The sequence below is a fragment of the Bartonella gliris genome (assembly GCF_045277155.1).
Taxonomy (GTDB): domain Bacteria; phylum Pseudomonadota; class Alphaproteobacteria; order Rhizobiales; family Rhizobiaceae; genus Bartonella; species Bartonella gliris.
The window spans coordinates 868,286-890,268 of sequence record NZ_CP123962.1; the positions used below are offsets into that span (position 1 = coordinate 868,286).

Genomic DNA, 21,983 nt, shown 5'->3' on the forward strand with positions numbered 1-21,983 from the left:
TTTATTGAAACAGCAATGTTGCTGCTTCTTAACAAAGCAATTATTTTAAAGTCTTCTGAAAAACCAAAAATATACAACATTATCGAACCACTCTTAGCATTCCCAAGATTAATACTGCTACAAAGCTCTATTGTATCGTCAGCAAATGCTTTACAAAAAAACAAACAGCCCTACTGAAAGGACCGCTGCCATGAATAATATTATAGATGGAAAAAAGCTCGCTGAAGAGATTATTGTGAAAGTTAAAGCTGAAACAAAAAAACTGCGCAACAACCATAAGATACAACCTGGTATCGCCGTTATTATTGTTGGAGATGACCCCGCAAGCCAAGTATATGTCACATCAAAGAGCAAAAAAGCCGAAGAATGTGGTTTTTTTTCAATCAAACATATGATTTCTAAAGAAGTAGAAGAAAAAGAGCTCCTTCAACTCATTGCAGCATTAAATTCTGATCCCAAAATCCATGGTATTTTAGTACAGCTTCCCTTACCTGCTCACATTAATACAAATCGCATAACACAAGCCATCGCTTTCCAAAAAGATGTTGATGGTTTTCATTATATTAATGTCGGAAAACTTGCAGCAAACGCACTTGAAGATGCCATCATTCCCTGCACACCAGCTGGTGCCATGATGATGATTGAACAACAATGCGGACAAGATTTATCAGGTCTTGATGCCGTCGTTGTTGGACGCTCTAATATTGTCGGCAAACCTATGGCCGCACTCTTAACAGCAGCTAATGCTACTGTGACAATCGCCCATAGCCGTACCCGCGATCTTGATGATGTATGTCGTAGCGCCGATATTTTAGTAGCAGCTGTAGGACGCCCACAAATGATTAAAAAAGACTGGGTTAAAAATGGTGCTGTTGTTATTGATGTTGGCATTAACCGCATTGCAGCACCAGAAAAAGGTATAGGAAAAACGCGTCTTGTCGGTGATGTCGATTTTGAAGAAATAAAAGAGAAAGCCGCTGCTATTACCCCCGTTCCAGGAGGAGTTGGACCTATGACAATTGCTATGCTTATGGTTAATACGCTCAAAGCTGCTACTCGATTACATAATTTGCCCGTACCAAAATTCTAAGGATTTTACGTACTTTTATTGCACATGTATTCCTTTTCATCTTTTCGCACTTTCTTTAGGCTTTAAACGATTCAACATCCTATTTAGAGAGGCTCTAATCATCTCACGTTTTCCCCTGCTTATCTTAAAAAGGCACTCTCTATTTGAGATCACTAAAATCATTTAATTTAAATTTGAATTCATTACTTTTAAACTGTAACTTTCAAAACATCTTTTGATAGCTCGCTCGCTTTATGCCATTAAAAGGCTTTCTCTTTCATAAGAGAAAACATTATGACTTTCATTACCCGCCGTGATGATACTTTATCTATAGTGCATACCTAGGATTTTACTAATTTTTTAGTAAAACTTATAAATCGATATTTTTTCAAAATCCTTTTATGCGTTCTTTACAGACAGTTTCAAACTATCCCTCTTTAAAAGAAGTTGGTGTTATAAGGATATTTCTATAACATCTTTAGTTTTACGCTCACCCGTGTTGGTAACCGTAATTTTAAATGCGTTTAACAAACCAACCCTTAAAATAAGATCTGATCTAAAAAATGAACCTCAGTTTATGTTATCTACAATTCAAATCACTGAACGTCTTAATACTGCTTTCGATATTATGATAAAAACGTTTCATAAAATTTATAAACTATTATGAATAATAGTTGCTTTGCATTTCATTTGATTGCTTACATGCGTTATAACATTTGCATCATGATTTGCTTTTTATACTCCTTTATACATGGCAATTTCTTATAAAAAGTAGTCAATTCAATCGTCATCAAAGTGTGGATTCTGATGGGGATTTAAATAAAATCAATGTATATAATGTATTGATTTTTATACTTTTTATGTAAAAAGTGTTGCTTTACTTATGCTATAATAACAGATGCTCCTTGATCCGCAGGCTTCACTAATTGACGAAAAACACGAAACAGCTCGCGCCCAACGCCATATTCATTCTTTGAAAGATCAGGAGGCATAATCGTTCGTGCATTAAACTTCACCATATCTTCTAAAACAGCTAATTTACCCATATGAGCATCAAGACAAACGATGTCACCGTCCTGCAAACGCGCAATGGGACCATTATCTAGAGCTTCTGGTGTCACATGGATTGCAGCAGGAATTTTTCCTGATGCACCTGACATACGACCGTCCGTTACCAATGCCACCTTTTGCCCCTGATCTTGTAAAACACCTAAAATTGTCGTTAACTTATGAAGCTCTGGCATACCATTCGCTTTTGGCCCTTGATAACGAACAACAGCAATAAAATCTTTACCATTCAATATCCCAGTTTTAAAGGCTTCTTGCAATTCTTCTTGATCATTAAAGACAAAGACTGGAGCTTCAATCCGCCAATGCTCAGACTTAACGGATGAAGTTTTTATAATAGCTGTCCCTAAGTCTCCTGATAAAACACGAATACCACCATCAGGCTGAAATGGCTTTCTCCACCCTGCTAACACCCTATGATCACCACTTTCCTTTAAAGCAGGATCCCGCACCACATTGCCATCAGCACAAAGCTTTGCTTCAATTGCATAAGCATTGAGATCTTTACCAAAAACTGTACGAATATCTTCATGCACTAAACCAGCCTCAATCAGTTCGCGAATAATAAATCCCATACCGCCAGCTGCATGAAACTGATTTATATCGGCCAAACCATTCGGATAAATCCGCGCTAAAAGAGGAACAACGGACGAAATTTCTGCAATATCCTGCCATGTCAATTGAATACCGCCAGCAGCTGCCATAGCAATTAAATGAATCGCATGATTGGTAGACCCTCCTGTTGCATTTAATCCCACAATGGCATTCACGAAAGAGCGCTCATCAATCATCTTGCCAAGTGGCGTATAATCATTACCAAGAGCTGTAATTTTAAGTGCACGCTTGGTAGCTTCCTGTGTCAAAGCATCACGTAACGGTGTATTAGAATTAATAAAAGAGGCTCCAGGCATATGAAGCCCCATCATATCCATCATCATCTGATTTGAATTAGCTGTCCCGTAAAATGTACATGTTCCTGGACTAGGATAAGAACGTGCTTCTGATTCCAGCAATATCTGCTGATCTATCTTATTTTCTGCGTAAAGCTGGCGTATCTTCACTTTTTCGTCATTGCTTTGACCACTCGTCATAGGACCCGCAGGAACAAAAATTCCTGGTAAGTGACCAAATGTTAGTGCTCCAATGACTAAACCAGGTACAATTTTATCACAAACCCCGAGATACAGCGCCGCATCAAACATATCGTGTGATAAGCCTATAGCTGTCGCCATTGCAATCACTTCACGGGAAAAAAGAGAAAGCTCCATCCCCGCATTCCCTTGTGTTACACCATCGCACATTGCAGGCACACCACCTGCTACTTGTGCCACACCACCAGCCATACGGGCAGCCTCTTTAATTAAGTGAGGAAAAGCCTCAAAAGGTTGATGTGCTGAAAGTATATCATTATATGCAGTGATAATCCCAATGTTTCCAACAATATTACGCTTCAATCGCTTTTTGTCTATTGGACCACAGGCGGCAAAGCCATGAGCTTGATTGGCACACCCCAAAAAGCTCCTCTTGGGACGATTTTCTTGCGCCTTTTCAATACGGTCTAGATAAATTTCTCGCGTTGGAAGAGAACGTTCATAAATTCTTCGTGTAACCGTAGCAATTGTCTTTGAAAGTGCCATGTTTATTCCTTATTTATATGCACGTTTCAACACCTAAAAAATATTAAGTATCAACAGCTTCACTATCATGTTCTGCTTCACTTATTTCATCTTCTGTAGGCGACCAATAAACCTGAACAAGATGATTGGCATTGCGTAAAACTGCTCGAACCGGCATTTCCGTTTCAGATCCGTCCCGACAAACTGCTTCAAAACAATCACGTTTCTGAAAACCTTCAAAATGAAGAATAATGCAACGAGATTGCATTATGACCGGCAAAGTTAGCGTAAGTCTTGGCTCAAGAGCACTCTTCGCATGAAGGGGTAAAACAAGTGCCTGCGTCTGAAGATCAAGTGCTTGTTGCAAACGATCAGCATCAGGAAAAAAAGAAGCAGTATGTCCATCACCCCCCATTCCCAAAACAACCACATCAAATGGTCTAGGCAAAGTATTGATACGACTAGCCGCTGAAAAAGCAGCAAGCTCTGCAGTAATTGCCTTCTGATAAAGCCCTACAAAATGCGCTTTAGCCGCAAAATTTTGTAATAAATAGCGCCGTACAACATGCTCATTTGAACGCTCATGATGGGCAGGTACAAAACGTTCATCGACCAAAGTGATAATGATATTTTCCCAATTAATATCAGCTTTTGACAAATAATGAAAAAACAATTCTGGTGTTTTTCCACCAGAAACTGCTAAAATTGCTCGCTTACGCTCAAGAATAGACACACTAAGCTCTGCTGCGACTCGATCAGCTAATGCCAAAGCTAAATCCTTGGGTGTTTCAAAATTTAAACGGTCGATATTCATTCCATACATTGTTATTATCGCTCTAAACTAAGTTGTTCCATATGCGCCCATCACGTTCCATCAAAACAGTCGAAGCAGATGGTCCCCATGAACCAGCACTGTATCCATGAATAGGCTGTTTTATTGCCTCCCATCCCTCAAGGATTGGATCAATCCAACGCCAAGCAATCTCAACTTCGTCACGACGCATAAACAGTGTTTGATTTCCGCGAACAACATCCATCAATAAACGTTCATAAGCATCAGGATTACGTTCAGAAAAGGCAGATGCGAAACTCATATCCAAGGGAATATGACGAAACCGCATACCGCCGGGACCTGGATCCTTAATCATCAGCCATTGTTTCATCCCCTCATTAGGCTGGAGACGAATAACTAATCTGTTAGAAAAGATTGCATCTAAATCCGTCTCAAAAATATTATGGGGAATGGGTTTAAAAACGACAACAATTTCAGACATACGCGTGAACATACGCTTACCGGTTCGTAAATAAAAAGGTGTATCCGCCCAACGCCAGTTATTAATTTTAATCTTAAGCGCCACAAATGTTTCGCTCTTACTGACCTTTTTTCCCAAATCATCAAGATAAGATTTTACAGAAATACCATCGGATATACCCGCAAGATACTGCCCACGCACAGTATTTTTCCCTACATTATGAACATCGAGAGGCATTAAAGAATGCAAAACTTTAAGTTTTTCATCACGCACAGCATTTGCATTGTTGGAAAAAGGTATTTCCATAGCAACCAAACAAAGCAACTGTAACATATGATTTTGTACCATGTCGCGTAGCGCACCTGCACTTTCATAATATTCTACACGCCCCTCTAATCCTAGAGATTCAGCAACCGTTATCTGGACATGATCAATATATTTGGAGTTCCATAACGGCTCATAAAGTGTATTAACAAACCGCAATGCCATTAAATTTTGAACAGTTTCCTTACCAAGATAATGATCAATGCGGAAAATTTGATTTTCATCGAATACTCCTGCAAATGTATCATTGAGTTCAACTGCTGTTTTTGCATTGTAACCAATAGGTTTTTCAATGATAATCCGTGTTTGCTGCGTCACCAAACCGTTTTGTCCTAATCGCATTGCGATATCACCTAAAAGTGATGAACCAACTGCTAAATAAAAAGCCCGAATATCAGCAGGTTCTTTCGAGAGCAAGAGAGCTAAATCTGCCCACCCTCGGTTTGAGGTAATATCAACAGAAACATAGGTTAAACGTGAAAGAAAACGATTAAGCTCAATTTGGTTAAGATCCTTGAGATGAACATATTTCTCCAGAGAAGCACGAACAAAATTTTGATACTCTTCACTACTCAACGAAGAGCGCGAAACTGCAATGATACGTGTTGGTTCACTAAATTGTCCAACACACTGACAATGATATAAAGCAGGTATAAGCTTACGTGATGCCAAATCACCATTGCCACCAAAAACAATACAATCAAAGGGAGAAACTGGAATAATTTTACTAACCATAAACTTATCTATTTTCCCATTCGATTATAAAAGTTTAAATAGTTTGTAGAAGCTCTATTCATTAAAGCAGACAGATACTAAACAAGGTGTTAATTTTCTTTATTTCAAACGATATCCAATTAAAAATGATCCATCAAGGAAAACCAATGCATTGCTAAAAATACAAATGGATAACGAAAAATTTTTCCACCTGGAAAAGTTGAAATCTTTAAATCCTGAAAATACGCAAAACGTTCACGCTTTCCAGTTAGCCATTCAGCATATAATTTCCCCATAAAAGGAGCAAGCATAACCCCATGCCCTGAATATCCACCACAATACGTAATACCTGGCATAATTGACGAACATAGGGCATACGTTCAACCGTGATGGCAACCGTTGCACCCCAACAATGAGTCAGATTTATAGATTGGAGATGAGGATAAATTTCAGTGATTTGCCGTCGTATACGTTCATCTAAATTCGTAGGATGTTGATTATCGTAACTTTCCACTCCGCCAAATAATAAGCGATTATCAATGCTTTTACGAAAATAGCGAACCATAAAACGAGAATCATCTACAGACTCGCCCTTCTCAAGAATCGAACTCTGCTTTGATAACGGCTCAGTTGCTCCAATATAAGAGCGGATAGAAACAATATTTTTCTCAACAAAACGCTGAAGTCCAAGCTTATACGCATTGGTCGCCAATAAAACATGCTCAGCCTTTACGTTGCCTCGTTTTGTTCTTACTAGACAATAGCTACCATTGCGTTCTACAGCATTGACTTGTGTTTTTTCATAAAGCCTAGCGCCAGCATTTTTTGCTTTTTTTGCCAACCACACAATCAGCTTTAAAGGATTTATATGGCCAGTGTTCATATCATAGAGACCACCATAATAAAAAGACGATCCAAGCCGTTCAGCTGTTTCAGTTCTATTCATAAAGGTTAATCCCTTATACCCATAACGCTGCATTGTCTCAATATGCCTCTGATAGGCACTTATTTTACGTTTCTTATGGATAACCGAAAGCTGCCCTGCCATAAAGTCAATAGAGCAATCAGGTAGCGCATTCCAAGATAAAACATCACTTTTAGCTTCCTCCGCTAGATCAAACAGCACCTTACTTCGTTCAAAACCATATTGTTTTTCTAATATTTCTACCCATTGACGGTGACCTGTTCCTAATTGTCCACCATTGCGTCCCGACGCACCATCGCCAAAACGCGAAGCTTCCAACAAAACAACCCTCACTCCAGCCTGAGCTAAATGATAAGCAGCCGAAAGCCCTGTAAACCCGCCTCCAACAATAACCACATCGCACTGTATTTGTTCTTCTAAAAACGGATAAGAGGAGCGCTCTTCTAAAGTATCCTCATACCAAGAAATTCCTGGAGAAATTTGATTATAATCAATCATTGTAATAAAACTTAAACATTAAGAAGAAGATATTCACGCTCCCACGGGCTAATCACTTCCATAAAAGTTTCAAATTCTTGTCGTTTGATAGCAGCGTAAGTGCTTACAAATGTATCTCCTAAAATAGCACGCACCGCTGTATCTTGTTCAAACAAATTAACAGCCTCAATCAGTCCACGCGGTAATTCGATATTGTCAGCATTCATAGTTTTTGTTGCCGGCTCATCTGGTTCAAGCTTTTGCTGCAAACCAATGAGACCACACGTCAAAGAAGCAGCAAGCGCTAAATAAGGATTAGCATCTGATGAAGGAAGTCTATTTTCAACACGCCGTCCCTGTGGAATGGAACGTGGTACCCGAAAAGCTGTGGTACGATTATCATATCCCCATCGCAAATTAACAGGTGCTGAAAGACCTGGCATAAGACGCCTATAAGAATTCACATAAGGAGCAAGCATCACAAGGACTCCTGCCATATGTCTCTGTAACCCACCAATAAAATGGCGAAAACAGACACTTTCACTACCATCCTTTTCTGTAAAAATATTAAAACCAGTTTTTTGATCAATAACTGATTGGTGAATATGCATGGCAGATCCAGGTTGTCCCTGTATAGGTTTGGCCATAAACGTTGCATACATATTATGCTTAAGTGCTGCTTCACGAATTGTTCGTTTAAACATAAAAACTTGGTCGGCTAATTCGATAGGGTCCCCATGACGTAAATTAATTTCAAACTGACCTGCACCTTCTTCATGAATGAGGGTATCAATTTCTAATCCTTGCGCTTCTGAAAATTGATAAATATCATCAATGAGTTCATCAAATTCATTAACACCAGCAATAGAATAACCCTGTCCACCACCAATCGAACGTCCAGAACGACCAACTGGTGGCACGAGAGGATAATCAGGATCAGGATTCTTTTCTACCAAATAAAACTCAATTTCTGGTGAAACAACCGGCTTCAAACCCATTTTCGTGTAAAAATCAATTACTGTCCGTAAAACATTTCGTGGCGTGTAATCAACCATCTGCCCATTTTGATAGACAAGATCACAAATCACCTGTGCTGTGGGCGCGTCCTCCCATGGCACAATGCTTAATGTAGAAAGATCAGGCTCAAGGCGTAAATCACCATCTGTTTTGGGGTATTCAAAACCACGACCATCTTCAGGATAATCTCCTGAAATTGTTGTCATAAAAACTGCTGAAGGCAATGCCAATGATGTCTCCGATATGAACTTTTTAGACAGCATCATTTTGCCACGTGCTACACCTGCTTGATCAGGTGTAATACACTCGATATCCTCTACCTCTCGGAAGGCAAGCCATTGCGCAACTTGTTCCCAATTATTTACACCGCGTAAGTTTTTTAAAAAATCGGCAATAGGCTTACATTTCTTTCTTTTCATTTGTTCATTATTTCTTGCAGCCATAAAACACCAATTCAGAAAACAATTATCCCCATTTTTATAGAATCATTCATGCATAAATACCATGCAAAAAACTCATCCCTATTAATTGTTGAAGAATGCCATAACCTTTATCAAGATAAATATACTGTGCAATCATTACAAGCCGTTTATTATATCCAACAAAGTGAAAAAATTGGTACTGCACGCGATACATCGGTGCTAACGTTCTCTTTAAAAACACACAGATAATTACAACCAGCTTCAAAAAACAGCCTTACCAATGAAGTACTAGCTAGAGGATTGCGTGCACAACGCAATAATGACACACTGATTCCCGCAAGCGTGCTTCACATATTGTACGCGTAGCCTGTACGGAGTTTGCCGCTCCTAAATCCTCAGACGTAATGCTACTGGGTCGTACAGTGACCGCAGTTGCACCCTTAAACACCGATTCCTACCATATCATAATGCTTGACAAAAGCATCATGCCATCATAGCAACCGCTTTGCGTATGGGTTCCACAACATAGTTCTACAAACTGTTGACGCATTGCCAAGCTAAGAGTTTTCTTGCCCACCTACGCCAATGAAACCATCACTATCCTCTTTTTGAATTGTAAAACAAAATGATTTACCATTAGCGATAAACCATCTGCTCAAAGTCCAGCTAGCTTAAACTCATAGCATTCTAAACCTTTAGGCTCGCTCTTCCCCCAAGGGGGCATAGTCAGATATATCACTTCCGTCACGTATTCACACGCTGGGACAAAAAAATCTGAAACTATGAGGCAACGCTGCGTTTGTATGCAGCGTTGTTGTTAGGAATAAGCTTCTATTGAGATAGTTCTGGTGGGAAACACCCACAGCTAATGCTATAGGGATTAATTTGGATTCTTTCGAAATGTTATATATAAATTTAATGTGCCGCCCCAAAACACACCACCAGTGAACCCACTTAAAAGACCAAAAAGAAGGTTAAAATCAAATGCATATTTCAAATCAGGTTCAACCTTGAGAAAAGCAGTCAATGTGAATTTGATGACAAAAGCGATAAGAATAAATATCAGCGTCAACGGCGTACCAGGCTGAATAATTAAATCCGTTCCCTCTTTGATTTTTAAACGCGGAGCGGCACGCCAGAGCAACCAGCCAACACCAACGCCGATCATCAGCCCCGCCAACATTGAGATTGCTCCCCAGCGCGGGAACGCCAGCTCGTTAATCACATCGCTTCCGCCCAAAAAAAGAAAGATTAACGGCAACAGAAAAAGGCGGTTAACCCCCATTTCCCTATCTTTCAATGCGCTTATTCCCCTCGTAATGAGAAAAATAAGCAAAATCCAGGCCCATAAAGGGGTTCCGGTCAGAATGTTAAACAATGACATATTATGCTCCATAGTGTTTGACGCGATAAAAATGATGTAAATTTTTTAGAAAGCATCATCTTACCACGCGCCACACCTGCTTGATCAGGTGTAATACACTCGATATCTTCTACATTTCGGAAGGAGAGTCACTGTGAAACTTGCTCCCAATTGTTTACACCGCGTAAATTCTTGAGAAAATCAGAAGCATCCTTAGAATCTTTGCTTTTCATTTATTTACCATTTTTTACAGCTATAACACACAAACTTAAACAGGTAAACAAGCACTGTTCTTGTAGTATCGTCTCAGATATGTCATGCATGAACGTCACAAAAAACTTTATCAAGTTAATTTGTAAAGAATGCCATAACTTCCAGCAAGGTCAAATAGACCTCGCAATCATTACAAGCCGTTTATTATATCAAACAAAGTGAAAAAATTGGTACGGTTGGTGGGATTTGAACCTACGACCTCTGGTGCCACAAACCAGCGCTCTAACCAGCTGAGCTACAACCGCATAAAACAAACAGCAAATGGCTCATAATTTTCACTGTTTGATAAATACTTAACTCTTTATCTTCTGTGACATAAGGAAGATCAAAAGAGTTTGCAAGCCCTTTAAAAAAAATCCTACATTTTTTTATCAAAAAAGCACAATTCTATTCCACAGAAATCGCACGTTTTGCCCAATCTTCGGTACTGTGATCACGATAAGCTTTTATAGTATCAACACCATCTTGCTGCATAAGCTGCAAAACTTCTTTCAGAATAGTTACAGCAAGGTGCGGTCCTTCATAAACCATTCCACTATAAAGTTGTATCAAATCTGCACCAGCCTTAACTTTTTCCAAAGCCGTATAGGCATCCCGCACGCCCCCAACACCAATAATTGCAATTTCTTTACCCAATTTTTGACGCATTTTGGCAAGTACAATCGTAGAACGCTCAAACAGTGGACGCCCTGATAACCCTCCTTCTTCGCTAGCTAATATACCATTTGTAAGTCCTTTACGTGAAAGAGTGGTATTGGAAATAATCAATCCATCAAAATCAGAAAGTCTTATTTCTTCAGCCACATCATCCAATTCCTTCTCTGACAAATCAGGAGCAATTTTTAAAAAAATTGGAACACGAAATCCGTGCTTTTCCTTTTGTTCACTGCGGGCTTGCGAAATCGCATTTATCAAAAGCCGTAAACTGTCACGCATTTGTAAATCACGTAAACCCGGCGTATTAGGCGAAGAAATATTAACCGTGAAATAATTAGCTACATCATAAAAATAGGCAATACCAGCAGTATAATCATCGATCCTATTAACCGTATCCTTATTAGCTCCAATATTGATCCCTACAATACCAGACCATTTATATGAACAAAGTCTGTTGTAAACAATCTGGTGCCCATCATTGTTAAAACCCATTCTATTAATAAGCGCTTCATCTTCTATCAAGCGAAAAAGCCGTGGCTTCTGGTTTCCAATCTGAGGTCGTGGCGTAACTGTACCAATTTCAGTAAAACCAAATCCTAAACGTAAAACAGCCTCTATAACCTCTGCATTCTTATCAAAACCTGCAGCAAGACCAATAAAATTTGCAAACTCAATGCCTGCAACAGTTACACATAAACGCTTATCAACAACCTTCTTACAACTGTTCAACCCACTTTTAAGACCAACAATTGCTAAACGATGTGCATACTCTGGATCTAACATAAATAAAGCAGGACGCCCAATACAACGAAAGAAACCCATAAATCTTTCTCCACACAATAAAAACTATCCTTTGCATCTTCTTAACATGAAAAATACAGATCAAGATAACACACTATTTACATGAGAAAATAAATCTCCAATGCAAGAAAACTCATAATGTTATTAACAATCAAGTTCATGTTTGCAAATATTAACCGACAAAAACTTTTTTGCCTTATAACGCACTCTCTTTTTCCAGAATTTCCAAACCTTCAACATTGAATAAGCCATCAACAAAATCAAACAAACAATCAAAAAATACACATTATTTTCAATGTGTTATAATAAGTCTCTTAAAATAACTTCATAAATTAAGCACATTTTTTCTTTTGTATTTGAAAAGAAGAGAAAATATAGCTTTTTGATAAAAAGCTTTTCGTTAGTTTTAGCTCTATAAGATACTCAAGTATTAATCAAAATAAAGCGCCTCACTCACGTTATTTAACATATCATAATAAGCTTGGAAAAGAACTTTAATATTTGTATTATAACACTATAAGAAAATAAAAACGGCCCTTTCCTTTTTTATCAAAAGCGATAGTTAAGCTTATCATATGTCGCATACTACATAAGGGGAAAACGCAATGCTTAAAGAATTCAAAGAATTTGCTTTAAAAGGTAATATGATTGATCTCGCTATTGGTGTGATTATAGGGGGGGCTTTCGGTGGCTTAGTCAATTCACTTGTTAATGACATTTTTATGCCAATCATTGGTCTTATCACCGGTGGAATTGACTTTTCCAACATGTTTATTCAGCTTGCTGGTGACAAACAAGCTACATTGAGTGCGGCCAAAGAAGCTGGAGCAACCATTAGCTATGGCAACTTTATAACTTTACTTATCAATTTTCTCATTATTGCTTGGGTTCTTTTCCTCTTTGTTAAAGGCATGAATAAAGTACGCCGAAAACAAGAAGAAGAAGAAAATTCAAAAACAATGTCTCCAGAAGAACAACTTCTATCAGAAATCAGAGACTTGTTGGCCAACAAAAAATAAATTTATGCGTAGCTTCACTCATGGAACACGGGGAAAAACATTTCTACAGTTGTTCCATGATTGGGTTTTGAAAATAATAAAAATTGGCCGCCACTCTCTTCCACCATTGCCTTACACATTGGCAATCCTAAACCAGTTCCAACAAAAACGCTGTCACCAGATCGACCATCTTTACGCTTTACCTGACCATAAGGTTGCAGTGCTTGCACAATCTCTTCGTCATTCATCCCTATACCATTATCACTCACTGAAATCTTTACTCGCTCATTTTTTCCATAAGAAACGTGGACAATAATTTGCCCACCCGATGGTGTAAAACGGATGGCATTGGAAAGAAGATTCCATATAATCTGTCGAAATATCTGTTGCGATACACAAATAAATGGCACATGAATCGGTGCAACAATGCGCATAATGATGCCATTATGATTAGCCTGCATTTCAAGAAAAGCCATACTAGAACGCAAACAAGACATCACATCAAATACTTCAACTCTAAGGGGCATATTGATCTGTTTATTCGAGGCAGAATGATTTGCTTTCGAGCAGTCTAGTAATTGATTTACCAGCGATAATATATGTTTTCCAGATGAGATAATATCGCGTAAATATCCACGATAACGCTCGTTATCTATCGAACCAAAACGACCATCCCTCATAATTTCTGCAAAACCAATGAGAGCATTCAAAGGTGTTCGTATTTCATGAACAACTCCAACCATTTTATTTTCTTTTGCTTCTTTGTCTAATGGGAGGATCGTTCCTGTCAGATTATGTAGCATAACAGCATAATTGTCTTGTCGTGCTAAAGGCACAATTATCATAGAAACTGTTATACTCTTATGGTTTTTTGTCAATAAATCAGCTGTTTCTCCGCGATTAAAAAACTGACTTTGTCCCTTAAAACGAATCAACTCAAAATATTTTTCAACCAAAGATCGGCTTTGCAAAGTAAATAATGATGATAATGGCTGTGCTAATAATTCATTTATTTCATAGCCAATTAATACCAAAGCCGCACTGCTAACAGATTGTATGCAACCCTGTCCATCCAACCACAAAACACCATCAGTAGCTATATCCAACAATGATAAAACAGCTGCTGGTTCTTTTATGAGAGTTTGCTCTATGACATTTTTAGGCAATGTCTGTGGACATGGCAACTGAACCGACGTTTCTTCAACCAAATGTTCCCCCCCTCCTGCTGAAACCAATTCACCACGCAATCGTTCTGCAATCTCATGAAAAGCCAAACACTCACTCTCTGAGAGACTCGATGTTTTTGTATCCAGCTTTACAACTTTTTCATCTTGTACTTTTTCTTGCATCTTCAAAACACCAAAGCCACGAAACCCTTTAAGCCGCTGTTTGGCATCAAAAATTGGCAAAGCAGACACTTCAACATCAAGCCACTCTAAACAACCATCAACGGACCATTCAACGGTCTGTTCACTCCAAGGCATAACAGCCTCAATAAATCCACTGCGTACACGATATCGCTCATCATTAAATCAATCGGCAAGTTCATGAAAATGAGATCTTAAAATAGAGGAGGATAGAGACCCAATAATTTCCCCTAAATCTTTTAAAACATTACAAGATCGACCATTTTTATCCATTTTGCAAGTAAAATGTCGTAGCAAAAGCTTAAGCGTAAAACGAAAAAGTTCTTCTTCACACTTCAAATCATCTGCCTTTAATGATGCGCATAAAACCAAAAAGCTTGCCGGTTTTATTTTCAAGCGAATAATGCTAAATCGTTTACTGATACCTCCTATGGATAAAATGGTCTTGACAGACACCTCATTATCAATCGTCTGTAGCAAAATTTTGACCATTTCACCAACAAAACAAAAATGAGATGAAGCCTCTAACACAGTTGCGTTTTCATCAATCACCGCAACGGATGTTGCTGCATCATCCAAACCAGCGAGAAGAGAAACATCTTCTTCCCGAGCAGCTTCCAGCACAAACACTTTTCCTAAACCAATAACATTAATAGAAATTACAGAAAATTCAGCGGTGCACTTTACTCTCCCCCCAATGCAACAGAGTTTGCACATTGCACACCCTTTAGTATCTTGTGCTGCTCCACTTGATCAAAAAAAGAGTGTTCTTGCATCATAGCCACGACAGAAGGAAAACCCAAAAAATACGCCGCTACACCATTTGATCAAAGAATATTTTTACAATCAGAAGAAAGAACAAAAGCCATCTGTCCTCGTATAAAGGCCTGTTTAATTTCTTTACATTCCAGATAATCTAAAAATGCCAAAGGTATCTCTGACCTTTCTTTGTCTTAATCTAACCTCCCTGCCGATATTTTAATATAGGATAGCATTCTTGCTTAGTCGCTTCCGATTGAACCTTTTTAGTATTTCACAATAAAAAATAAGCGCGAGATAACTCCCGCTCTTACCAACCAAAATAAAGCTTTAGCCTTTTAGATTACTGGTATTATATACTCTTAAAAGAATCTTGATACTTATTACATCCATCAAGCAAAATTTCACGTTTCCCAACATGATTTGCAGCCCCTACAATACCTTCTTCTTCCATCCGCTCAACAAGAGAAGCCGCCTTATTATAACCGATTGCAAGCCGACGCTGGATATAAGATGTTGAACATTTCTTATCACGCATTACAATTTTAACAGCTTGTGTATAAAGCTCTTCACCATCCTCACCAAAGTTTTCTGTTGCAACAATTTTAGCAACAGAATCAGCAGCTTCCAAATCGTTATTACTGTCTTCACTATCCGTTACCTTTGCTAAATAATGAGGTTTTCCTTGTCTTTTAAGATGCGCAACCACAGATTCAACTTCCTTATCAGAAACGAAAGGACCATGGACACGTACAATGCGCCCACCACCAGCCATATGAAGCATATCTCCTTGACCCAAAAGCGTTTCAGCACCTTGTTCTCCCAAGATAGTACGGCTATCAATTTTTGAAGTTACCTGAAAAGAAATGCGGGTCGGAAAATTTGCCTTAATCGTACCCGTAATAACATCAACAGAAGGACGCTGTGTAGCCATAATAAGATGAATACCAGCAGCACGCGCCATCTGTGCTAAACGTTGAATAGCATTCTCTATTTCTTTACCAGCCACCATCATGAGATCAGCCATTTCATCAACAATGACAACAATATAAGGAAGCTGCGTTAAATCCATCGCTTCTTCATGATAAAGCATTTCGCCACTTTCTTTATCGAATCCCGACTGTACAGTGCACATAATCGTTTCACCCTTTTTTACAGCTAGAGCAACTCGTGCATTAAAACCATCAATATTACGCACACCTAACTTAGCCATTTTACGATAACGCTCTTCCATTTCACGCACGACCCACTTTAAAGCTGTCACAGCTTTTTTGGGATCAGTTACAACAGGCGTTAGAAGATGTGGAATACCGTCATAGACAGAAAGCTCCAACATCTTAGGATCAACCATAATGAGGCGGCACTGCTCTGGTGTCATGCGATAAAGGATTGATAAGATCATTGTATTAATCGCAACAGATTTTCCTGACCCTGTGGTTCCTGCAACCAATAAATGGGGCATTTTTGCTAATTCTGCAATTACAGGTTCACCGTTAATCCCCTTCCCTAAGGCAAGCACCAATTTAAAGTGGCTATCACGAAAAGTATTTGATTGGATTAATTCACGCAAATAAACAGTTTCACGAACTGTATTTGGTAATTCAATTCCGATAACATTGCGTCCAGGAATTACAGCAACACGAGCAGAAATAGCAGACATAGAGCGGGCAATATCGTCAGAAAGACCAATAACCCGTGATGATTTTACCCCTGCAGCGGGTTCAAATTCATACATTGTCACCACTGGTCCTGGGCGAACATGAATAATTTCTCCCTTAATCCCAAAATCTTCTAAAACGCTTTCTAAAAGCCCAGCACTGCGCTCCAATATTTCTTGGGAAATAATTGTGTCATCCTGAAAGATAGGTTCCTGTAATAAATCAATTGGAGGAAATTCATAAGTTCCATAGTCAAGAGATTGAGCATTTGGTATAGAAGTAATGTCAGGATTACACAATGGCACCTTAATGGCTTGCCGTATATTTTCTCTTTCTTTCATTACAGGCAAATCTAACGAACTCTTTGCTACACTAGCTACCATACAATCAGCAATATTATCAGCATCATTGGCTAACTTAGCAGCCTTACTTGACTCATGAACAGATAACTTTTTAATCTTCTTAATATCTGTATTATCTTCAAAAATAGGCTTAGCACTATGCGTTTGAACCTCTTTAAGAGTTTCATTCTTTGGATGAGGCAAAACAGAATTTTTTTCAGTTTTCTTAGTATCTTCCCCTGAAGCTTCTGATAATATCGAATCATAAAACTGAGGAAAGCGGTATTCAAGAACACGGTAAAGATCAGTAATTGATTCATCAAAAGCAGAAGCAGTATTGGACACAACCTCATCACTTGTGAAATCAATCGGTTTTACGTCTTCTTCTGAAATTTTAGTGTCGATCTGTTCTAATATAAAAGATTCACACTCAAAAAAGGCGTAATCGGAAAGATGAAAAACAGCTTTTGTTTTTTGCACAACATTTTTTACTTGTAATTTATGTTCCCCTACATCCTCCTCAAGCGGCGGAAGAACAGTTTGTTGTGACAACTGCTCTAAAACTGCTGAATGACAAATTGACGCTTTATTCTCTATTGATCGAGGATTAATCACCCTTTTAGCCGATGGGGAATTTGTTGTTTTCTTGTTACAGTGTATAATATTCGTAGGATTTTTTTGTTCTTGCTTTGCAAAAATTTGAAACTGTTTTGCAAAAACTGGATCTGTTTCTATGCGACGACGCAGAATTTCAACTTCTGGGGTTCGCGTAAAACGCACATTCTGTCCAAGGGTAAATGCCTTTTTCCATACTTCCGGATAAGGAAATATTTCAGCAATATTGGCAGATGAATTTTTTCCTGATGCACCTTGTGCACCCTCATCAAAAAAAGAAGACCTAGAAATAGATTTTGTTTTCGAATTATGCATGACACCCAACAACATTATAGCAATGAGAACAATTGCCTCTTCAAAAAGGATGCATAGAGACTACCGTACGAAGGTTAATAACCTTTTGCCAACAACCGCTTTTAAATAAAAAAATGATACCATAATTCCTCTTTATGATGCTCCTTCTAGATTTAATGCGTGCATTGTAAAACTCATAGTGTTACATAGCTTTACTGCATTGATTTTAAAGAAAACTCTATTATAAAAATTACAGAAAAATCACCAATTATTCTCTTTTTTTCCACTTTCATAAAAATGATTAATACAAAGATTTAGGCTATATTTTTTCAACTTTCCATGCATCGTTGACATAAAACAGTTCTATTTCTTTACTTTCAATAAGATTGTCCTTGTTATCCTGCTTAAAAAAGGTTCAAATAGAATACAATTTAACAACACAGAAATAAAAAATAGGGAGTGTTTCATGTTTAATAAGCGGAAATTTTATATTAATGGTCTATGGGATGATCCAAGCACTCCTCATGATTTACACGTTATCGACCCATCAACAGAAGAGGCTTGTGCTGTCATTAGCATTGGCAGCACAACAGATGCAGATAAAGCAATCAATGCTGCTAAAAAAGCTTTTCAAAATTGGAAAACAACCTTGCCTAATGAGCGTCTTAGCTTCGTTGAAAAAATTTTAGAAATCTATGAAAAACGCTCAGAAGATATGGCGAAAACCATTTCAATGGAAATGGGAGCACCTATTGATATGGCGCTTAATGCGCAAACCGCAACCGGAAGTTCCCATATTCGCAACTTTATCAAAGCTTACAAAGAGTTTTCGTTTCAAAACATTTTAGTCAAAGAAAATGAACAAGCGATTCTTCATTATGACCCTATCGGCGTCGTAGGATTAATTACTCCTTGGAATTGGCCGATGAACCAAGTGACTCTTAAAGTTATCCCTGCTCTTTTAGCTGGCTGCACTATGGTGTTAAAACCCTCTGAAATTGCTCCTCTTTCTGCTATGCTCTTTGCTGAGATTTTGGATGAAGCCGCCCTACCTGCTGGCGTTTTTAATTTAATCAACGGTGATGGGGCGAATGTCGGCTCTTATCTCTCTGCTCATCCAGATCTGGAAATGATCAGTTTTACCGGCTCCACCAGAGCAGGAAAAGATATTTCTAAAAATGCTAGTAGCACTTTAAAACGGGTCTGTCTGGAACTTGGAGGCAAAGGAGCTAATATCATCTTTGCTGATGCCGATACAGATGCTATTCAACGTGGTGTACACCACTGCTTTTATAATAGTGGGCAAAGCTGTAATGCACCAACACGTATGCTTGTCGAAAAAGCCATCTATGAAAAAGCTATCGAAATAGCAAAAGATCTTGCCGAAAAAACAAAAGTGGGATCAGCCCACCAAACAGGAAATCATATTGGCCCCGTAGTCTCAAAACAACAATATGATAAAATTCAAGATCTTATTCAATCTGGAATTGATGAAGGTGCAACTCTTGTCGCAGGCGGAACTGGTTTACCGAAGGACATGGAGCGTGGTTATTATGTACGCCCAACAGTCTTTGCCGATGTGAAACCTCATATGCGTATTTTTCGAGAAGAAATCTTTGGTCCAGTCCTCTCAATTCTTCCCTTTAATACAGAAGATGAAGCCGTAGCGTTAGCTAATGATACTGAATATGGTCTTACAAATTATATACAATCGCAAGATCGTAACAAATGTCGCCGTATCGCTGCGCAAGTGAGGTCTGGTATGGTAGAAGTTAACGGACATGGTTTACCCAGTGGGAGTTACTTTGGAGGCGTAAAATTTTCTGGACGTGCCCGTGAAGGTGGTCACTGGGGAATCAAAGAATTTCTTGATACCAAAGCAATTTCATACTGGTAAAAGAGTCTTTGATTACAAACTTAATAGCAATCGTATGGTAACACAGCAAATAACGGATGAAGGTGCTCTTGGGCAAAGGCTCGATCAGTGGCTTGCCAAACAATATCACCATGAGTTGTCACGTTCACGTTTACAAACCCTCATCCGTGAAGGCTATGTGAGAATTGATGGTCAACGCGTAAAGGAGCCAAAAACAAAATTAAAACCTAATCAAATCATCGAATTGAAAATGCCTGTTCTTCGTGATGCCGCACCTAGCGGTGAAGCCATTGCGTTGGACATTCTTTTTGAAGATGATCATGTTATTGTCATCAATAAACCAGCTGGTCTCGTTGTTCATCCTGGAAATGGTAATTGGACAGGTACATTGGTTAATGCCCTTATCTACCACTGTGGTGATAGTTTGTCTGGTATCGGTGGCGTTAAACGTCCCGGCATAGTTCATCGTCTCGATAAAAATACAAGTGGAGTCATGATTGTCGCCAAAAATGACCTTGCTCATCAAAGCTTAAGCACCCAATTTTCTGATCACGGACGCACGAGGGCATTAGATCGACGCTATCATGCCTTGATTTGGGGAGCCCCTAATCGTAATATTTTGACAATTGATGCATCCCTTGGCCGTTCTCCTCATAATAGAACAAAACAAGCTGTCGTCCATAAGCAAAATCCTCATGCTCGCCACGCTGTTACACATCTTTCCCTCCTTGAAAAATATGGAACTCACGCAGATACAACATCTTTTGCCAGTCTTCTGGAATGTCGTCTGGAAACTGGACGCACGCACCAAATTCGTGTTCATATGGCCCATATCGGACATCCACTCGTAGGTGACACTGTTTATGGAAACGCTTTTAAAACAAAATCAAACACTCTTAATCCCATAATTAAAAATGCAATCGATCAATTCAACCGACAAGCACTCCATGCATTCAGTCTTACTTTTGAACATCCTGCTACAGGTGAAATTATGTCTTTTTCTTCCCCACTCCCACAAGATATGGCTGAACTTATCAAGCATTTTAAAAAAATGAAATGAAACTTTTAGCCTTCTCATGATTTCACAATAAAATGTCTCTTTTTGAACAAAATTAAAAATTATGGTAGGGTAAGGCGTTAAAGGTGTTTATAATGTCTAAAAATCGAATTTGCCTTATCAGGGAATTCATGCAAAAGGAGGGTGCTATATGGCCCATATGAATCTGCTATCAGTGACGACAGGTGACGGAGGTTTGAATCGTTACCTAGAGGAAGTGCGTCATTTTCCAATGCTTGAGCCAAAAGAAGAGTATATACTGGCTCAACGTTATCGTAAACATAATGACCTAAAAGCTGCACATAGATTGGTAACAAGTCATTTACGTCTCGTAGCCAAAATCGCAATGGGATATCGCGGCTACGGACTGCCTATTGGAGAAGTTATTTCAGAAGGCAATATTGGACTTATGCAAGCTGTTAAGCGTTTCGAGCCGGAACGCGGTTTCCGTCTTGCAACCTATGCAATATGGTGGATTAAAGCATCAATCCAAGAATATGTATTACGGTCTTGGAGTTTGGTCAAAATGGGGACAACAGCCAATCAAAAGCGCTTATTTTTCAACCTTCGTAAGTTAAAAAGCAGAATTCAAGCTCTTGACAGTGGTGATCTTAACGCAGAGCAAGTGAAGGAAATTGCAACCCAATTGAATGTCACAGAAGATGAAGTCGTATCGATGAACCGTCGACTTGGTGGTGACACTTCGCTCAATTCACCACTTCGCACAAAAGAAGGTGAAAGTGGACAATGGCAAGATTGGTTAGTGGATGACTCCGACAATCAAGAACAAATTTTGATCGAACAAGATGAATTGGAAAATCGTCGTTCCATGCTGACACATGCCATAGATAATTTGAATGAACGAGAAAGGCGTATATTTAAAGCACGTCGTTTAAGCGATACCCCACTGACGCTAGAGGAACTCTCAAGTGAATTTAACATCAGTCGCGAACGTGTAAGGCAAATTGAAATGCGTGCATTTGAAAAAGTACAGAATTCTATCAAATCTTCTACTCTATCTCAAAGTCAAGTGTAAAAT

Annotated in this window: 12 protein-coding genes, 1 tRNA gene and 3 pseudogenes; 5 read left to right on the plus strand and 11 right to left on the minus strand. The window is 38.7% G+C overall.

Annotated elements, in window-relative coordinates:
- The first annotated feature begins 190 nt into the window (after window positions 1–190).
- Window positions 191–1,090, plus strand: coding sequence for a bifunctional methylenetetrahydrofolate dehydrogenase/methenyltetrahydrofolate cyclohydrolase FolD (gene folD, locus QHG54_RS03920; protein WP_317992870.1), 900 nt, complete (start codon window positions 191–193; stop codon window positions 1,088–1,090).
- A gap of 860 nt (window positions 1,091–1,950) precedes the next feature.
- On the opposite strand, the gene edd is transcribed toward folD, so the two are convergent.
- The 9 genes and pseudogenes from edd to QHG54_RS03965 form a co-directional block, all read right to left on the minus strand.
- A complete protein-coding gene (gene edd / locus QHG54_RS03925; protein WP_317992869.1) occupies window positions 1,951–3,774 on the minus strand; it encodes a phosphogluconate dehydratase in 1,824 nt (607 codons plus the stop codon).
- A gap of 43 nt (window positions 3,775–3,817) precedes the next feature.
- Window positions 3,818–4,576, minus strand: a complete 759-nt coding sequence (gene pgl, locus QHG54_RS03930; RefSeq protein ID WP_317992868.1) for a 6-phosphogluconolactonase — start codon at window positions 4,574–4,576, stop codon at window positions 3,818–3,820.
- Between the two features lie 13 nt (window positions 4,577–4,589).
- The gene (gene zwf, locus QHG54_RS03935; protein WP_317992867.1) at window positions 4,590–6,065 is read right to left on the minus strand and encodes a glucose-6-phosphate dehydrogenase; all 1,476 of its coding nucleotides are present in this window, start codon (window positions 6,063–6,065) and stop codon (window positions 4,590–4,592) included.
- Window positions 6,066–6,184: 119 nt separating this feature from the next.
- Window positions 6,185–7,467 (minus strand): annotated as a pseudogene (locus tag QHG54_RS03940) (NAD(P)/FAD-dependent oxidoreductase).
- Window positions 7,468–7,478: 11 nt separating this feature from the next.
- Window positions 7,479–8,906 carry a glutamine synthetase family protein gene (locus QHG54_RS03945; RefSeq protein WP_317992865.1) on the minus strand — a complete coding sequence of 476 codons (1,428 nt, stop codon included), beginning with the start codon at window positions 8,904–8,906 and terminating at the stop codon, window positions 7,479–7,481.
- Window positions 8,907–9,765: 859 nt separating this feature from the next.
- The gene (locus QHG54_RS03950; protein ID WP_317992864.1) at window positions 9,766–10,269 is read right to left on the minus strand and encodes a DUF6622 family protein; all 504 of its coding nucleotides are present in this window, start codon (window positions 10,267–10,269) and stop codon (window positions 9,766–9,768) included.
- Window positions 10,270–10,301: 32 nt separating this feature from the next.
- Window positions 10,302–10,481 (minus strand): annotated as a pseudogene (locus QHG54_RS03955) (glutamine synthetase); the annotation flags it as partial.
- Between the two features lie 208 nt (window positions 10,482–10,689).
- Window positions 10,690–10,766 (minus strand) — tRNA-His (locus tag QHG54_RS03960).
- Between the two features lie 142 nt (window positions 10,767–10,908).
- The gene (locus QHG54_RS03965) at window positions 10,909–12,000 is read right to left on the minus strand and encodes a quinone-dependent dihydroorotate dehydrogenase (protein ID WP_317992863.1); all 1,092 of its coding nucleotides are present in this window, start codon (window positions 11,998–12,000) and stop codon (window positions 10,909–10,911) included.
- Between the two features lie 584 nt (window positions 12,001–12,584).
- Here QHG54_RS03965 and mscL point away from each other — a divergent pair.
- A complete protein-coding gene (gene mscL / locus QHG54_RS03970; protein WP_317992862.1) occupies window positions 12,585–12,998 on the plus strand; it encodes a large conductance mechanosensitive channel protein MscL in 414 nt (137 codons plus the stop codon).
- A gap of 14 nt (window positions 12,999–13,012) precedes the next feature.
- On the opposite strand, the pseudogene QHG54_RS03975 reads toward mscL, so the two are convergent.
- Both QHG54_RS03975 and QHG54_RS03980 read right to left on the minus strand, forming a co-directional pair.
- Window positions 13,013–15,123: pseudogene (locus QHG54_RS03975) on the minus strand (sensor histidine kinase).
- A 332-nt stretch (window positions 15,124–15,455) separates the two neighbouring features.
- Complete coding sequence (locus QHG54_RS03980; RefSeq protein ID WP_406604487.1) at window positions 15,456–18,032, minus strand: DNA translocase FtsK; 2,577 nt, start codon at window positions 18,030–18,032, stop codon at window positions 15,456–15,458.
- A gap of 445 nt (window positions 18,033–18,477) precedes the next feature.
- Here QHG54_RS03980 and QHG54_RS03985 point away from each other — a divergent pair, with 445 nt between their 5' ends.
- The 3 genes from QHG54_RS03985 (at window position 18,478) to rpoH (ending at window position 21,980) form a co-directional block, all read left to right on the plus strand.
- Window positions 18,478–19,908: an aldehyde dehydrogenase family protein gene (locus QHG54_RS03985; RefSeq protein WP_406604488.1), complete on the plus strand. Its 1,431-nt coding sequence runs from the start codon at window positions 18,478–18,480 to the stop codon at window positions 19,906–19,908.
- Window positions 19,909–19,942: 34 nt separating this feature from the next.
- The gene (locus tag QHG54_RS03990) at window positions 19,943–20,947 is read left to right on the plus strand and encodes an RluA family pseudouridine synthase (protein ID WP_406604489.1); all 1,005 of its coding nucleotides are present in this window, start codon (window positions 19,943–19,945) and stop codon (window positions 20,945–20,947) included.
- Window positions 20,948–21,095: 148 nt separating this feature from the next.
- A complete protein-coding gene (rpoH, locus tag QHG54_RS03995) occupies window positions 21,096–21,980 on the plus strand; it encodes an RNA polymerase sigma factor RpoH (RefSeq protein WP_406604490.1) in 885 nt (294 codons plus the stop codon).
- Window positions 21,981–21,983: the final 3 nt, after the last annotated feature.

What these genes read in the sequence shown, in the direction of transcription:
- folD (WP_317992870.1), top strand. Translation starts at nt 191, where the DNA reads ATGAATAATATTATAGATGGAAAAAAGCTCGCTGAAGAGATTATTGTG.
- edd (WP_317992869.1), bottom strand. Translation starts at nt 3,774, where the DNA reads ATGGCACTTTCAAAGACAATTGCTACGGTTACACGAAGAATTTATGAA.
- pgl (WP_317992868.1), bottom strand. Translation starts at nt 4,576, where the DNA reads ATGTATGGAATGAATATCGACCGTTTAAATTTTGAAACACCCAAGGAT.
- zwf (WP_317992867.1), bottom strand. Translation starts at nt 6,065, where the DNA reads ATGGTTAGTAAAATTATTCCAGTTTCTCCCTTTGATTGTATTGTTTTT.
- QHG54_RS03945 (WP_317992865.1), bottom strand. Translation starts at nt 8,906, where the DNA reads ATGGCTGCAAGAAATAATGAACAAATGAAAAGAAAGAAATGTAAGCCT.
- QHG54_RS03950 (WP_317992864.1), bottom strand. Translation starts at nt 10,269, where the DNA reads ATGTCATTGTTTAACATTCTGACCGGAACCCCTTTATGGGCCTGGATT.
- QHG54_RS03965 (WP_317992863.1), bottom strand. Translation starts at nt 12,000, where the DNA reads ATGGGTTTCTTTCGTTGTATTGGGCGTCCTGCTTTATTTATGTTAGAT.
- mscL (WP_317992862.1), top strand. Translation starts at nt 12,585, where the DNA reads ATGCTTAAAGAATTCAAAGAATTTGCTTTAAAAGGTAATATGATTGAT.
- QHG54_RS03980 (WP_406604487.1), bottom strand. Translation starts at nt 18,032, where the DNA reads ATGCATAATTCGAAAACAAAATCTATTTCTAGGTCTTCTTTTTTTGAT.
- QHG54_RS03985 (WP_406604488.1), top strand. Translation starts at nt 18,478, where the DNA reads ATGTTTAATAAGCGGAAATTTTATATTAATGGTCTATGGGATGATCCA.
- QHG54_RS03990 (WP_406604489.1), top strand. Translation starts at nt 19,943, where the DNA reads ATGGTAACACAGCAAATAACGGATGAAGGTGCTCTTGGGCAAAGGCTC.
- rpoH (WP_406604490.1), top strand. Translation starts at nt 21,096, where the DNA reads ATGGCCCATATGAATCTGCTATCAGTGACGACAGGTGACGGAGGTTTG.